The organism is Metabacillus sp. GQ13 (assembly GCF_059758525.1).
Genome location: NZ_JCAXET010000002.1, coordinates 291780 through 307412, shown reverse-complemented (window position 1 = coordinate 307412; position 15633 = coordinate 291780). Strand labels below are relative to the sequence as shown.

Annotated in this window: 12 protein-coding genes and 1 pseudogene; all 13 read right to left on the bottom strand. The window is 33.9% G+C overall.

Translation table 11 applies throughout. The features are described from left to right. Window positions 1–421: 421 nt before the first annotated feature. Window positions 422–1681, bottom strand: coding sequence for a glycoside hydrolase family 18 protein (locus tag AC6CHR_RS03570; RefSeq protein WP_498247112.1), 1260 nt, complete (start codon window positions 1679–1681; stop codon window positions 422–424). A gap of 210 nt (window positions 1682–1891) precedes the next feature. Further along, window positions 1892–3448 (bottom strand): acetate--CoA ligase, encoded by a 1557-nt coding sequence (locus AC6CHR_RS03565; protein ID WP_498247111.1) that lies wholly within the window; start codon window positions 3446–3448, stop codon window positions 1892–1894. 806 nt (window positions 3449–4254) lie between these two features. After that, window positions 4255–4725, bottom strand: a complete 471-nt coding sequence (larC2, locus tag AC6CHR_RS03560) for a nickel pincer cofactor biosynthesis protein LarC2 (RefSeq protein ID WP_498247110.1) — start codon at window positions 4723–4725, stop codon at window positions 4255–4257. Between the two features lie 83 nt (window positions 4726–4808). Next, window positions 4809–5669, bottom strand: a complete 861-nt coding sequence (gene larC / locus AC6CHR_RS03555) for a nickel pincer cofactor biosynthesis protein LarC (RefSeq protein WP_498247109.1) — start codon at window positions 5667–5669, stop codon at window positions 4809–4811. Next, window positions 5669–6424, bottom strand: coding sequence for a nickel pincer cofactor biosynthesis protein LarB (gene larB / locus AC6CHR_RS03550; RefSeq protein WP_498247108.1), 756 nt, complete (start codon window positions 6422–6424; stop codon window positions 5669–5671). The genes larC and larB overlap by 1 nt, the downstream gene beginning before the upstream one ends. Before the next feature lie 355 nt (window positions 6425–6779). Then, window positions 6780–7580 carry an ATP-dependent sacrificial sulfur transferase LarE gene (gene larE, locus AC6CHR_RS03545; RefSeq protein WP_498247107.1) on the bottom strand — a complete coding sequence of 267 codons (801 nt, stop codon included), beginning with the start codon at window positions 7578–7580 and terminating at the stop codon, window positions 6780–6782. A 122-nt stretch (window positions 7581–7702) separates the two neighbouring features. After that, a pseudogene (locus tag AC6CHR_RS03540) lies at window positions 7703–8426 on the bottom strand (SDR family oxidoreductase). A 139-nt stretch (window positions 8427–8565) separates the two neighbouring features. Beyond that, complete coding sequence (locus tag AC6CHR_RS03535; RefSeq protein WP_498247106.1) at window positions 8566–9834, bottom strand: nickel pincer cofactor-dependent isomerase, group 22; 1269 nt, start codon at window positions 9832–9834, stop codon at window positions 8566–8568. A 433-nt stretch (window positions 9835–10267) separates the two neighbouring features. After that, window positions 10268–10459 carry a hypothetical protein gene (locus tag AC6CHR_RS03530; protein WP_498247105.1) on the bottom strand — a complete coding sequence of 64 codons (192 nt, stop codon included), beginning with the start codon at window positions 10457–10459 and terminating at the stop codon, window positions 10268–10270. A gap of 308 nt (window positions 10460–10767) precedes the next feature. Further along, complete coding sequence (locus tag AC6CHR_RS03525; RefSeq protein ID WP_498247104.1) at window positions 10768–10932, bottom strand: hypothetical protein; 165 nt, start codon at window positions 10930–10932, stop codon at window positions 10768–10770. 143 nt (window positions 10933–11075) lie between these two features. Beyond that, complete coding sequence (locus tag AC6CHR_RS03520; protein ID WP_498247103.1) at window positions 11076–12146, bottom strand: Ger(x)C family spore germination protein; 1071 nt, start codon at window positions 12144–12146, stop codon at window positions 11076–11078. After that, window positions 12139–13218: a GerAB/ArcD/ProY family transporter gene (locus tag AC6CHR_RS03515; protein WP_498247102.1), complete on the bottom strand. Its 1080-nt coding sequence runs from the start codon at window positions 13216–13218 to the stop codon at window positions 12139–12141. Before AC6CHR_RS03515 ends, AC6CHR_RS03520 begins: the two co-directional genes overlap by 8 nt. A gap of 8 nt (window positions 13219–13226) precedes the next feature. After that, window positions 13227–14546: a spore germination protein gene (locus AC6CHR_RS03510; protein ID WP_498247101.1), complete on the bottom strand. Its 1320-nt coding sequence runs from the start codon at window positions 14544–14546 to the stop codon at window positions 13227–13229. Window positions 14547–15633: the final 1087 nt, after the last annotated feature.

Genomic DNA, 15633 nt, shown 5'->3' with positions numbered 1-15633 from the left:
AATTACCGGGCTATTTATTATAAAAAGGGAACACCTATGGAGTGATAATTGGAATTAAAGAGAAACGGAATAGATAGGATAAATTTTGACTGGAACAACTGTCCATTATCAACAATTACATCAGTCTGTAAAAGCACCAGAAGAAGAGTTTCCCCTATCTCCTTATCTATCAATAAAAAATGAAAGCAATTGAGTCGTTCTATAATGAACGAGCACAAATCACAAATGGAATAACCTTATCACAATTGCTATTCAAAAGTATAAAATATAAAAAAGCCGATTATTCTGAACTGAACTGCACTCCAATTGTTAGACAGATCTTACAATTGGGGTGCAGTTCATTCTTTGAATAGAGTAGTCGGCTTCATTTTTCTAATGATGTATCTTTTCGACCCAAACATAACATTAATATTTTGCTAATTTAGACCTTCCTTATAGTAAAGAACTTCGTTAATAGCCATGGTCCTTGGGGGAATCCTAGAGTTAATTGCCAAGCTCCAATTGATTGTAATCCATACTGTCGAACTAACATCATCTTAGCACTCATGCTCCTGACATCTTCAAACCACACTTCATGTTGTCCTTGCTGATCACGATACCGAAAAAAGGGAGATTGATATTCCTCTGAATATTGTATAGGAGACTGGTATCGCATTGCTGTTTTAATTGAATTCTCATTTGAAATAGCGGGTGCAATATCACCTGGTCTATGTGGAACGATCCAATCATATCCGTATAAAGGTACGCCAAGTATTATTTTTCTTCGTGGAACTTGATTGATAGAAAATTCTATTGTTTTTCTTACCTCAGTTATCGGAGCAACAGGTCCAGGTTCACTCCCAGCATGATGCCAATCATATGCCATGATAAACATAAAATTGACCACCGAACCAATACCTCCAAAATCATATCCTTTTAACCAAGGAATATCCTCGCTCGTTTTTGCTGGTACCGCTACCGTCAAAACGTATCCTGCTGGTTTAAAACGATCCCTTAATTGCCGCAAAAAACCTGTATATAGATCTCGATCTTCTTCCCTTACACGTTCAAAATCAATATTTACTCCACCATATCCTTTTCTAGCTACTAGATAATAGATATTATTGACTAAATTTGTTCTTGATGTGGGGTTATTTAGTACTTGCTTAACAAGGTCTGAACTAAATCCTTCTGAAGTCAAATTAGTAATGGTAACAAGTGGTGTTACTCGGTTCCTCCAAGTCGTTTCAATCGCAACCAAATCGTTTAGATCGTTGACAATATCTCCATTCGCTGCAAAGTGGTAATCAAACATTGCAATGGAAGATGCATATGGAGCGAAATCATTGATTAAGGTACGGTCACGTTCTGGACTTTGAACGACATAATAAGTCAACGTCCCTGCTATATAATTCGAGATGTCAGGGATACTTAATTTCATTCCTGGTTGTAAATTATTTAGATTAAGTGGAGAATTTGACGTTCGTAATTGTTCTACGGAAACATATGCTTTTCTAGCAATCATGGTGAGTGAGTCACCTGGTTGAACCGTATACACATAAAGGGGGATAAGAAGCGATTGACCCGGAACAATGTTCGTTTCCACGAGTCCATTGACGCTTCGCAGTAAATCGACAGATGTATCATACCTTTTACTAATTGAAAACAGAGTATCACCAGTTTGAACGGTGTGTGTGAACATATATTTGAACCTCCATATATTCATTATCCATTTAGTTAAAATATGTAGCTTCTTAAGTTTTAAAAATAACATTCTTATTACCATTAATATTAAGTTACACATCAATAAATGCTTTTTAGTTGAATCGTTCAAAGGTTTAAGGTGAAAAAAAGATCCATGCTATGCATGAATCTTTGGGATCGTTTATTGCTATATGGTTTCAAAAAGAAACTATTTTCTTAACTCTACACGGCGAATTTTCCCAGAATCTGTTTTAGGAAGTGCCTCGATAAACTCGATGATTCGAGGATACTTATACGGAGCTGTTAAGTTTTTTGCAAATTGTTGGAGTTCCTTTTTCAGTTCATCTGTATGAGCAACTCCATCTTTTAATACAACAAAAGCTTTGACAACATTTCCCCTAATAGGATCTGGTGAGGCAACAACTGCGCATTCTTTAACTGATCGATGTTTTGTCAGAGCATCTTCAACTTCGAATGGCCCAATTGTATAACCTGAGCTAATAATGACATCATCATTTCTGCCTTGGAACCAAAAATAATTATCTTTATCCCTTGATGCTCGATCACCCGTTAAAAAGTAATCACCTAAGTAGGCATTTTTCGTCTTTTCAGTATCCTTATAATAGAGTTCAAAAAGAGCAGGGAAATCTTTTCGAATGGCTATTGTTCCTACTTCATTTATAGGAACTGGTAAACCATTTTCGTCCACAATCTCGATATATTCTTTTAACAAAGGTTGACCCATAGATCCGACCTTTTCATCATTCACATTTAAATTAGCAATTAAAAGCGTACTTTCAGTCTGTCCATAACCATCGCGGATTTTTATGTCAAAATGTTGTTTAAATACATCAATAACTTCCCTGTTTAATGCTTCTCCCGCAGAGACTGCTGTATGTAATTTTGAGAGACCAAACGTTGAAATATCATCTGATTTTGCCATCATTCGATATTCTGTAGGCGTACAACACAAGACATTAACTTGATTATCCTGAAGAAGCTGCAAGTTTTTATGTGGATGGAATCTTCCATTATAGACAAACCCTGTTGCTCCTGAACCTAATATTGAAAGAAACGGACTCCATACCCACTTTTGCCATCCAGGTGCTGCAGTAGCCCAAACAATATCTTGCTCACTGATATTAAGCCATTTTGGAGCAGCTATTCGTAAGTGTGCATATCCCCAGCCATGACTATGTGCAACCCCTTTTGGAAGACCAGTTGTTCCAGATGTATATGCAAGAAAAGCATAATCACTTTTAAGTGTATCCTCATTATTATATGTATCTTCCTCTTCTGACATAAGATTTTCCATTGAAATCCAGTCTGGGACTTCTGCTCCAAAAGCAATCTTGAATTTCAAAAAAGGTGTCTCTTCTTTTATTGATTCAAATTCTGATACATATGGATGATAGGATATAACTGCTTTAGCCTCTGAGTGGTTTATACGATAACCTAAATCCTTTGCTCTAAGCAGCTCAGAGGAAGGACTAATAATAACACCCATCTTTAAACATGCTAAGTATATGACATACGATTCAATAAGCCTTGTGGTCATTACGACAACTCGGTCTCCCTTTGACAATCCTAAATTACCCAAACCATTCGCAAGCTTATTTGCCCTTTTAATTAACTCAGAATAAGAAATAGTCTTTTGTTCACCTTGCTCATTTTCCCAAATCAACGCAGTTTTCTGAGAAAAATGTTTATCAATTTCATTAGCAATATTATAGTGTTCAGGTGCAATTAATGTATTCAAGTCCATGCTTATCATCCTCTATTCTTTATTTACCTTAGATTTGTAAAATTATATAAAAAGGTTCACTCTCTTTTTGCTAATCCTTTTTAAAAACCAGTTCCAACATATACTATGTATTCTTCCATTGAAGGATCGAAATTCATTAATACTCTATGCTTTATTTTAGTCAAAGACCTTCTTTCACTTAACTCTGTATAAAATTCCTAGTTTTACTACCATTAGGAGTAAGAGTAAGTCCCTACCTCCACTCCTAATGGTAGTAACCTTCATACACCTGCTAATCCGCGAAAGTATATGATCAGTAAGCCACTCTATATAAAAATCAGATCTTTATATTATAACTAACAATAATCACGATTGCACATTTTTCAACCTAGGAAATTGATTGTCCCAACATCTAATGCCTTTGCCTTGTTTATTCTCAATTAATAGCTTAAAACGAAATTGACATCGAGTCATTTATGTACCGAGCATTTACTAATTGTTCTTTATAATAGGCTCTTTTTTTAAAAAGTTTGTTGCTCTAGTACGAATAAAAATCGGATTTTGAATTTTAAATTGAAGCTATCTCCAGAGGGATATTAGAGTAATTTAGCGAAAAGAGCACGAAGATATAGTTAAAACGTGTACAGTAGTACTTTGTACGGAAAACAACAATCTTTGCGAAAACAGCCTTATAATAAAAGCCGACTAAAAACATATTTAATGATCTTTTAGTCAGCCACATTTTATTTATTTCAAAAAGTTATTTCCAATAATTCTCTTATATACTATTTTTCAGTAGTAGAAAATGTCCTGAAATAGGTTTCTGATTAGTTATCTAATCCCTTCCAAACTTGCTCATATACTTTTTTCAAGGGGACCTTATGGTCCTTAGCAATACGTTTACATTCTTCAAACTCTGGAGAACGTTGAATAACTTGTCCCTCAAAATATCCTTCTTTCACTGTTACCGGTCCCCATTCAGTTGAAACAGTTCTAAAAGATCTTTCTGCTCGATAAACGGTAATCGGATAATAACGTATACCAAGTGTCGTTGTTTCATTAAGTACTATTTCTTTCATTATATGTAGATTTTTACGGGAACAGAGTAATTGCAGTAATACTCCAGGTCTATTTTTTTTCATATAAATTGGTGTATAGAATACATCGTTTGCGCCAGATTCGAAAAGCAAATCCATCACATATCCAAGCCATTCCCCTGATATATCATCAAGATTCACTTCCATTTTAACCATCTGATCATCAATATGTTCTTTATTAGGAGGATGATATGTAACCACCTTGTAAACTCCTTTCAAATTACCTTTTGATACCATATAGGTAGGGATTTAAAGGTTCTTTATCTATTATTTCTTCAGAAGGTTTAGTTTCGTTTTTCCCCAATTACTACTCGGAGCACATTTGGTCGGTCTTTAAATGTTTTCGTACCAGCACCGTAGCCGATTGTTTTTACTTTCATTGATGGGAAAGTGATAAACTCTTCTACAAGTACTGCAATAATTGCTGCTCCTGTTGGTGTGGTTAATTCAAATTTCACATCACTTTGTTCAATAGGTATCCCTTTTAATATTTCTAATGTGGCAGGTGCAGGGATTGGATAGATACCATGATCGATATGAATTTTCCCGCTACCTACTGGGATTGCTGATGATACTACTTTCTTTATCTCTAATTGATGAATTAATATCGCAGCTCCGACGATATCAATAATTGAATCAACCGCTCCCACTTCATGAAAATGGACATTTTCTAAAGGTAAACCATGAATATGACCTTCAGCTTCACCTATCTTTTTAAAGATTTTTAACGATGTTTCCTTTACTTCCTCTGAAAAGCCAGCTAACTCTATTAATTTCACAATATCGCGGTAAGCACGGTGATTATGGTGATGTTCGTGTTCATGTTGGTGTCCATGCTCATGATGATGTTCGTGATTATGGTGGTGGTTATTGTCATGATGATGAACATGATCGTGCTGGTGGTCTTGCTCATGCTCATGTACGTGTTCAGTTTGATGGTCATTATCTGTTAACAAAACATCAAATTTTGTACTTGTGATTCCATTTTTAACAATTTTATTCCATCTTAATTCATACTCTTCTTCAATGTTCAATTTCTTTAATTCTTCAACTAAAAAGTGCGGATCTGCCCCTGCATCGATAAGAGCTCCGATGACCATATCTCCGCTTATTCCTGAAAAGCAATCAAAATATAGTGTCTTCATCACTTAATAGCCCCTTTATTTGCTAAGTTATTAATTAATACAGCGTTATAGGCAGCTCCAAATCCATTATCAATATTTACGACACTTATACCCGAAGCACATGAGTTTAACATCGTCAGTAATGCTGACAATCCATTAAAATTCGCTCCATATCCAACACTTGTCGGAACAGCAATAATTGGATGTGAGACTAGGCCTCCAACAACACTCGGTAGAGCCCCTTCCATACCAGCTACAATTACTGAAACAGTAGCATTTTGGATTTCTTCAATATTATCTAGCAATCGATGAAGACCAGCGACACCGACATCATAAATACGTCGAACCTCACAACCTAATGCTTCTGCTGTAACAGCTGCTTCTTCTGCTACCTTTAAATCCGAAGTTCCTGCACAAACAACCGCAATATATCCTTGACTTTTTTCAGCACTCTTTAAATTATCCTTCCAAAATAGGATCTGTGCAGTTTCATTATAAATAAATTCAGGATTTTCGTTGAGTATATACTCGGCTTTTACTTTTGAAATACGTGTGACTAGGACATCATTATCTTTTGCTCTTATCGCCTTAATAATCGAAAGAATTTGTTCTTCCGTCTTGCCTTCACCATAGATAATTTCAGGAAAACCTTGACGATTTTTTCGATGATGGTCTACTTTCGCAAACCCTAAATTTTCGTAGGTTGCTAGTTTCTCTTTTGCTTCAGCAACACTTAATTGACCTTTTTGGACTTGATCGAGAATCTCTTCCAACATTGTTTTTCACTCACCTTAATCAATCATGTTTGTTCCGTAATATTTCTTATATTATCGCTTAATAATGAATCCAAAATATTTAGTCAGATCCTTAGCGGCTGTCCATACTTTCCATAGACGCTTGAATAAATTTGATGATTTTTTTCATAAGGCGTCACAACATTCCCAATGGGATATTATTTTTAATATCCTAAAGGAGTGATCCCTTTCTAAAGCAACTAAAGCTGACCAAGTAGCACCTCGCTGCACTTTGATGATTTCTTACACATAAACTCCTTTTCCAAAACATCTGCAAACTGAAGATCTAGATAAATCATTAGAAAAGGCCTTGGAGAAATCCCAAAGCCTAATTCTTTTACGAAAGAACCTTATTCATACTACCGCTCTTGTACCCTATTAAATCTAATGTAATATATTTATAGCCATAATTTAAAAGTTCTTTTGATATTAACTGATGATTCTCTAACACTATTTTCATATCGTTTGGTTCAACTTCAATTCTAGCCATTTCTTGATGTGTTCGAACTCGTACTTGACGAATGTTAAGTGTTTTTAAATAAGCTTCTGCTCTCTCTACCTTTGTTAGCTTTTCTATGGTTATTTTTTCTCCATAAGCAATTCTTGAGGATAAACAAGCAAAAGATGGTTTGTTCCATGTCGGTAAGTCAAATTCACGGGATAGCTCTCTAATTTCGTCTTTAAATAAATTGGCATCTTGAAGCGGACCGTGAATGCCCATCTCCTTAGCTGCTTTCATTCCTGGACGGAATTCATTCAGATCATCAGCAATAACTCCGTAAACTATATTATTAAATCCTTGCTTTTCCATTACAGGAAGTAGATGCTCGAATAAACTACTTTTACAAAAGTAACAGCGATTTCGATCGTTCTCTGTATAACCTGGAATCGCCAATTCAGATGTTTCAATTACATGGTGATTCACTCCAATGATCTTTGCCAATTCTTTTGCCTCTTTAAGTTCACTTGATGGATATGTTTCAGAATCCGCTGTTACTGCTAAAACTCGATCTGTACCTAATGTATCTACAGCTACCTTTAATAAAAATGTACTATCTACTCCGCCGGAGAAAGCGACAACGACTGAGTTCATTTCTCGGAGAATCGACACTAACATCAAATATTTTTCCTTCATCATTGTCTTCTCCTTTCTTAAAAATCTATTTATATATCTCTTCCATAATAAATCAATAATATAAATATACTTTCTCTAGTATCTAAATTTATAATATTAATAAATCTATTATTTCTATAATTGATTTAGATGATCATACTTCCAAAGTCACCGTCTACACGAATCATCGTTCCAGTTACAAAGCTTGAAGCATTGTTCGAAGCTAACCAAACAGCCGAACCTTGAAATTCATCTGGATTGCCGAATCGATTGGTGTATGGTTCATAATTGAGGCAGTTCTTTCTTCACTTAAAATTTTTCGGTTTTGTTCAGCTGGGAAGAAGCCAGGTACGATCGCATTTACACGAATACCATGTTGAGCAAATTCGCGCGCTAAATACTGTGTCATACTATTAACACCTGCTTTTGAAACTGAATAAGTAAATACTTTTGACAATGGTGTTGTTGAAGAAACGGATGATATGTTTATTATACTTCCTTTTCTTTCCTGCTCAATCATTTTCTTTGCGAATATTTGGCAAGTAATCATCATCCCTTTTAAATTTACATCCATAATGTCATCCCATTCATCCTCACCTAGTTCAAAAAACGATGTTGTACTGTTTTTTCCCGGGCATTAAGAAGAATGTCAAAACCACCTGACCACTCCTCAATTTCTTTAGCAGCATTTTCTAATGATGTACGTGTACTAACATCTGCTTGAAACGCTTTTGCAATACCACCAGTCTCTTCAATCTCTTTTACAACTTTATTTGCTTTTTCAAGGTTTCGGCCCACAATGGCAATTTCCGCACCATATGCTGCCATTCCTTTCGCAATTGATGATCCTAATACACTATTACCACCGATTGCAACAGCTGTTTATCCTGTTAAATCAAATAAATTATTCACTTTTATATCCCCCTTGTAATCAATGTAGTAATTACCTCTTTTCTAAAAGAATACTCATAGAATAATAGTGAATTCGACATCCTAAGATAATTTTTTATTAAGTTAGATTCCCAGTTTCATCAAATAAAAGTTCATAAAGGTCGGAGCTTTGTTCCATTTGTGGGTGTTTAGTTATATGGTCAAGCAATGCTTCAGACACTTCAATTTCAGCTATTTCTAATGTATTTTTAATACGAACCATTTTTACCTTTGTAAAATCTAAGATATTGCATGTTTTAATCGCTGCCTTTATCGCCTCTCTGTCATTAGGTAGAGTTGTTGCAATTTTAGTAGGCGCACAAACTGTTGAAGTTAAGCCATTTGCATAGGTAACTTCTCGATCCATTTTGTCTACTAAGCGTTGTGTCGTAAAGTCTGCGGTTCCCACACCATTGGCATTACCTTCTGATTGTGGAGTGAGATCGAGGACAACCATCTTATTTACTTCTGGTCCACCCTTTGCGTAGGGGGTTGGATATCGTCCTGTAATATTTGGATCCATTCCGTCACCACTTATGTTTTTTCCAATCTCATCGATCACAAGCACATCTAGTTGGTCAAAGAAAAGTTTTGGCAATAGTTGTTTAGCTAATGCTTGCAGTGCTGGTTCTTTTTCTTCAATATCTTCTGCCGCTAATACCTCTACTCTGACAACTTTATCAAATGCATTCTCTAGAGTTGCTACTCCAAATAAAATTGGTGTTTTTTCCATCATCATCTTAGCCATAGCCGGCACATTTTCTGCCATATATTTAAATCCTAATTGGTGGGTTGCTTCAGCACCTTTTTGCTTTCCTAAGCCAATGCTGATCATTTTCATTACACCACTTTCAACCGGCCCACGAAATGCTGTATGTGGTTTTATTCGATTGATGACAACGATTCCATCAGCTTGTGAAGCATATTTATCAATATAGACAGGTAAACCATTCGGTAATTCTCCAAGCTTGATCACTTCCATGGATGAGCGAATTTCTGCTTTTACGCTTTCTTCTGTTACACCAAGATGCGCCAACACTTCACGCTGTCCTTCAGCAGTAGCGCCTCCATGGCTTCCCATACTAGGAACAATAAATGGCTTTGCCCCTAAATCTTTTAAAAACTGCACAGTTGATGCTGTTATTTCTACAAGACGATCCATTCCCCTACTACCAACAGCAAGAGCAATTTCCATACCTGGCTTAACCTTTTTTTGAATAGAATCTAACTGTAATTTCTCTTTTATTTCTAGTTCGAGATTTTCTATTTTTGTATCATCAAATTGCTGTTTTACTTTTGCCATTTTTGGCAACGGAATATCTTTTAATAAATTCTCTAGTATGCCCATTAATTATTCTTCACTCCTTAAATGTGTGATCCTAACGTTCTGAAAAATACTTTTTAGCATTGTTAAATCCAATATTTTTAACCATTTCTTTGTTTATTACCCAGTTTCTACTTATTATCTACTTTCCAATCTCATTATGTAAACCCTTTCATATCTTATTATAATTTGTTCTATAATTGTATTATTAATGATTACTAGTTTATTATATTTAATTTGTTTACAAAACAAATTAAATATCTAATTGTAGACTATCATTTCCCATTTCAGGGACTTATTAGGCAGCCCGATACAGAATAATGACCTGTTACCTTGCTAGAATAATCAAACCGTTCTGTTCTACGTCACGGAATGGTTTGATTATTTATTATTTTAGAGAGAAAGGACCACTTCTTCAACTGAAATGGACCTTTCTCTCTTGTTAACACTACCTATTTTATGATTGATTCTCTTCCTTTTTCTCAATTGAAAGTAAATAAGCTATACCTCCAGATAATAGTGCACCACCAATTGCTATTAAGAACCGAATTGGAAGTGATACAGCTGTATGGTCCTTAGCCAATACCAATAAGGCAATGACACCTACAAAGATCATTATACTTATAATCATTGTGTATCGTTTTTTCATCTTGCACATCCTTACTTATCAATCTACTTTTTATATTTTAACATAATCATAAATTTTATATTGAAAATAATGTCACGTTTTATGCCTCATCTTAATGAAAATTAATTTCAAAGATAAAATCCTCCATTCCCTAAAGAGGGGAAATCAAGGGAAAATAACATTATTGCACTTTAAATTTATTAATTTCCGTATTCAATTCACCTGCCAATTTGTATAAATCCTTAGAGGATTGTGCCATTATTTCTGTCAAGGCAAGTTGCTCTTGACCGGCCAACGATATACTGTACTTGTAGCAAATTCTTTTGCTTTTAACGCCATATTATGAGTTTGATTAGCAATTCCTTTTGACTTTTGTTAATTGTTTCAATCCCTAATGCAGTATTTTTAAAACTAGTAACGATTTCCTTGTATGTCATTCTAATTTTGCTGAATGTATTCTCTGTTATTTTCAGTGCTTCTTTTTGTTCGTCCATGAGTATTGTTGCTTTATTAATATTAGATACTGCTAAATTTGTTTTCGCTGTAATATTGCTAATGATATGTGTTATTTTTTAATACAATGAAAAAATAGTGGATCAGCACTCTCTAATAATCAATTCTTACAGTATTTTTAAACTTATTTTGAAGGCGTTTTTAAATTTCCGCCGTTCTGGATATCAACATCAATGTTCATATGAATGGTTAATTGAGGATAATATTCAGATCGCCAATTCTTTAATTTATTTCTGGGAATTTGATTTCTGAAGTACTGGCCAATCCCCATAATATCTGATTCACTTGTCTGGAGTTTAGAAAACATAGCATCGAATCTCTTTAAAAGTAATGCATTTACTTCTTTTTTTATTTGCTCTTCCGAAGGGTTTCCATTTGTCTCCAAAATCATAACCTTTAGTTTAATTTCTGGATAAAAATAAGGCTTGTCATTGATGAATTTTCTTTTATGTTTCATCTTATTACTAAGTATCATTACACTTGCGTCGTCCAATACCTCAATTTTCCCTCGAGAACTCTCATCATTAAATGCGTTGTAAAGTAAAGTTTCATCCGCGTTTATTTCTTCAACCATCTTGCCATTTTTCATCAGGGCTGAACCGACTTGTTGGACTTTCGTTGTATCTCCACGTTTTATCATAGGAACTGCCACATCCTTTGTATACGAATGAATACTTCGGTAGACTTGCCAAACTCTTGTTAATGCAATTTGGGGATCCCAACCCGCATTTTTCTCGAAAAAATCTAATAATATAGTCCCTTCCGTTCCAGTCAATTGATCCATACTTGAAAAAAAATCATCAATATTGTCATCACATATAGCAAACATAGCTTTCGAAGGTACTTCTCTTGATCTCATAAACCCTGAGATAAGATCTTCTAATCCATCCTCAGCTAATTTCCGATCCACAATAATCACCTTGACATGTAGCAAATCAACAGAACTTTCCATATTTGCACTAATATTATCAATGATTTGATTGATAGTTTTCCCTTTACCAATTACTACCTTGGTTTTTATTTCTCCGTTGGAAGGTTGAGGTATTTTCAAAAAAACCTTAAATTCTTCATTAACCTTAGTGACCCCAAGTACTATTGGCATTAACCTATGATTTATATCCTTATTCTCCCAACAACCACATAAGATACAAGTCAAGAAGACTATGAAAATAAAGATTGCCACTCGTTTATGCATCCTGATTATCCCCCTTCCTACTTGACATAAATCCAAGGCAGTAAATCGAAATTGGTATTGTAATTATCACATAGAGCCTTAAAATAGTGTTCCATTTAAAAAGTTGTTCTATATCACTCCAGTTTGGAATGAACAAACAAATGATGAAAATGAAGGATGATAATAGCAAAACAAGATACATCGGTTTAATAGAGGGAAAGAACTTGTTTACAATTCTTTCTGATTTCCATAGTACTAATGATAAAAATAGAATAATAAAGGTAATTAAACTTAATAAAAAAAACATGGTCACACGATCAAACATTAACCAAGTTATATTGATTCCATCTAAAACCATAACAAATGGGAATACAAATGTTGATGTGGTAGCTTGTCCAAATGTAAGGAGTGGTATATAGACTGACAGAATAAAGCAGGGAATAATTACGATAAATGCAACCCACATTTTTTTTCTCTGATAGGAGAGGTATGGTTGTACAAATCCAAGATATAGAAAACCACCACCAATAGCAAAAAAGCTCTTGAAATAGGATTGTTCCTTGATAAAAGAAAAATCTTTATTCCAAATAGGATATACATAGTGCCAATCTACATTTTGAAATGCTACTGAAAAAATAAAAATAATTAATGGTAAGAATAAAAATGAAATTAAAAAACCCGTCCTAAATATTGCTTCCACTCCCTTTATCGCTAGATAACTTGAAATGGAAAGTAATAAAGCTATTATCGCCCAAAGAGGAGTCTTGGATAAAAATACAATGACAATAACTTCAGAATATGCTCGTACAGTAATAATGGTGACCATTATTAAATAAAGAAATATCGGTAATAAAAAAAGAAGAGAATAAACCTTACCTGCATGTGAGTAGATTGTAATAATATTTTTACCTGGGAAAAAGCTAAGCCCCTTCATATATAGAGTAACAATGAAAATATGAATGATAATCCCTATCATAATTGGAATCCAGTGACCTTCAGTGGTACTTTCGAATATATTTGTCGGGTACAAAAAGAAAATAAGACCCATGTGAGTTAGAATGTACATTAATACAATCTGCCAACTTTTATCCACTTTAGATATCACCCCTTTGAAATTTTTAAGTTTAGGTAAGGTACTCCTAAGGAATTAATACTTGCAAGATATGCACAAATAAAAAATAAGCCTACTAATATACCTAGTACCCCATATATTGATGCTAAAATTAAGATAATATACTTTAAAAGGCGAATGGATATCAAATTATGAAACCCAACAATACTAGAATTCGCAATGGTCGTAGCTGCTAAAATAATGATAAGTAGATTACTTACTAACTTCGCTTCAACAACAGCTTGCCCAAGTATAATTCCCCCTACCATTGTAATTGTGGGTCCGATACTTTTCGGTAGTCTCACAATAGCCTCCATGACTAATTCTAGAGTAATTAGCATTAAAAGCATTTCCACAAGTGCAGGGTATGGCACACCTTCACGACTTTGGGCAATTGATAATGCTATTTCAATACGCAAAACCTCCGGATTAATTGCAACTAGAGCTACATATAACCCTGGTGCAATTAAAGCTATTAAAATGCCAATTATCCGGAGGAATCTTAGTGAGACCATTAGTGGAATGGGTAAATTTCTATCATTTTCAAGAATGATCATGTCCCAAAACACACTTGGAAGAATTAGAGCAAATGGAAAACCATCCATAAACAATATTACTCTTCCTTTGAAGATTGACTGGGTAGCTTCTTGAGGAATTTCAGTTGTATTAATTCGTGATATCAGACTCCAAGGCGTTAATCCCAACATTTTTGTTACATCTTGTATATTATCTAAATCCTTTTCAAGATTCCTTTCAATAAGATCTTTGATTTTTTGTACCAGTTTTTCATCTATATGATTTTCATAAAAAAGGAGGGAAAGCATCTTTTTTTGTTCGGTTCCAACTGTATAATTTTTAACTCGCAACTTATCAGATAGAATTTGTTTTCTAACGATTCCTATATTTATATTTAACTCCTCATTAAAGGAATTTAAAGGACCTTGTAAAATATTTTCATTAGTCGGTTGCTCAATTGATCTTTTGAGTGGTATTAAAATCGGATCGATGCTAATTACATATTCCTTTTCTTCATTGAAGTAAACAATCAGCTTTCCTTCTAATATTAATGAAATAATTTCCTTTGCTTCTGTTTTTTTCTCCCCAATATTATTTAATTGCTGATGTAATCTCTTATTGGTCATACTCCCAACTAAAATTTGTTCGTCAATAAATTGCATCGATTTTTGCAAGGCAACGAGACTCTTAAGTCCAATTAAGACAACTAAAATTTCATTAAAATGTTGTTCAATGATAAAAAAATCATCATCTTCCCCAATTGAATCTTTAATCTCTACTATTAAAGAATTCATGTGCGTGAAGTCCTTTCTATATGGCGATTGAATGCGCTTATTATTCCCAAATAGATTTTGACTATGTATGATCAAGCTCACAAAGTATATAGATTAATATATATTTCCCCTTTATTGAACTGGATAGTGTGATTTGTACGTTCATTTCATGGGTTTTGTTGCTACAATAATCTCAGTAAATAAGGACAAAAACTATCGCCAACTGATCTTCAGCTATAGCTAATACTATTAGTGTTAATTTAAAAAAACATGTAACTAATAATATAGCAACGATCAATGCTTGCCATCATGATGGTCCGAGGTATTCAGCCTACCCAATGCTATTTCTCTTATCATTATTCAATGCCCATTTTGAAATAAACCAAATTGCTTGTCATTTAAAGATGATTACTATCAAGCATTTCATAATTCTCAATAAATGAAATGCAGTTTCCCCAGAGAAATATGTTGTTTTTTATGAATAATTCTATTAACATCTTATTTCCGTTTGATTCAATATCTTTCTTAGCGTACTTAGACACAACATCAAAAAATGGCGTTTTTCCAGATGGAAATTTAATGAAAACATTAAATTAATAATAATATACCTCTATTATTAGTTTTTGAATTTTACATAACTTTAGGTTAGATATTGTATTAACTTTTTTCATCTAGCAAAGATTCAAAATTATATTTTTATTGAATTTCTACTCATAACTATATCTCCATTTTCCCTTTACTATTTAATACCTATTAATATCTTCGGTTGATCAAACTAATTAACTATTCGATTTCAAATGACATCACTAACAAATTGTTATTAAACATAGAAAATATCTAACTCAATAAGGAAGTTCCAAATTGTTCGTAGGTGTTAGGTAATGATAGGATGCCATCAAAAGGAAGCCTAAGCATATAATCTTCCTTTCCATCACCCTTTTTTGTACTAGCGCCCGTTACTTAAATTACAATCAAGTGCAATTTTTTACGACTTTCAGTTCCAGATTTTCCATTTCTATAATTTACAATAACTTTACTTGACATCATCCTGACACATTCAGCACTTAAACTAGGTATTGTTCAAAGGAATTAACTAACCTACTAGGCA

Bases quoted from the DNA above. Each gene is read 5' to 3' on its own strand.
- AC6CHR_RS03570 (WP_498247112.1), bottom strand. From the start codon at position 1,681: ATGTTCACACACACCGTTCAAACTGGTGATACTCTGTTTTCAATTAGT.
- AC6CHR_RS03565 (WP_498247111.1), bottom strand. From the start codon at position 3,448: ATGGACTTGAATACATTAATTGCACCTGAACACTATAATATTGCTAAT.
- larC (WP_498247109.1), bottom strand. From the start codon at position 5,669: ATGAAGACACTATATTTTGATTGCTTTTCAGGAATAAGCGGAGATATG.
- larB (WP_498247108.1), bottom strand. From the start codon at position 6,424: ATGTTGGAAGAGATTCTCGATCAAGTCCAAAAAGGTCAATTAAGTGTT.
- larE (WP_498247107.1), bottom strand. From the start codon at position 7,580: ATGATGAAGGAAAAATATTTGATGTTAGTGTCGATTCTCCGAGAAATG.
- AC6CHR_RS03535 (WP_498247106.1), bottom strand. From the start codon at position 9,834: ATGGGCATACTAGAGAATTTATTAAAAGATATTCCGTTGCCAAAAATG.
- AC6CHR_RS03530 (WP_498247105.1), bottom strand. From the start codon at position 10,459: ATGAAAAAACGATACACAATGATTATAAGTATAATGATCTTTGTAGGT.
- AC6CHR_RS03525 (WP_498247104.1), bottom strand. From the start codon at position 10,932: ATGGACGAACAAAAAGAAGCACTGAAAATAACAGAGAATACATTCAGC.
- AC6CHR_RS03520 (WP_498247103.1), bottom strand. From the start codon at position 12,146: ATGCATAAACGAGTGGCAATCTTTATTTTCATAGTCTTCTTGACTTGT.
- AC6CHR_RS03510 (WP_498247101.1), bottom strand. From the start codon at position 14,546: ATGAATTCTTTAATAGTAGAGATTAAAGATTCAATTGGGGAAGATGAT.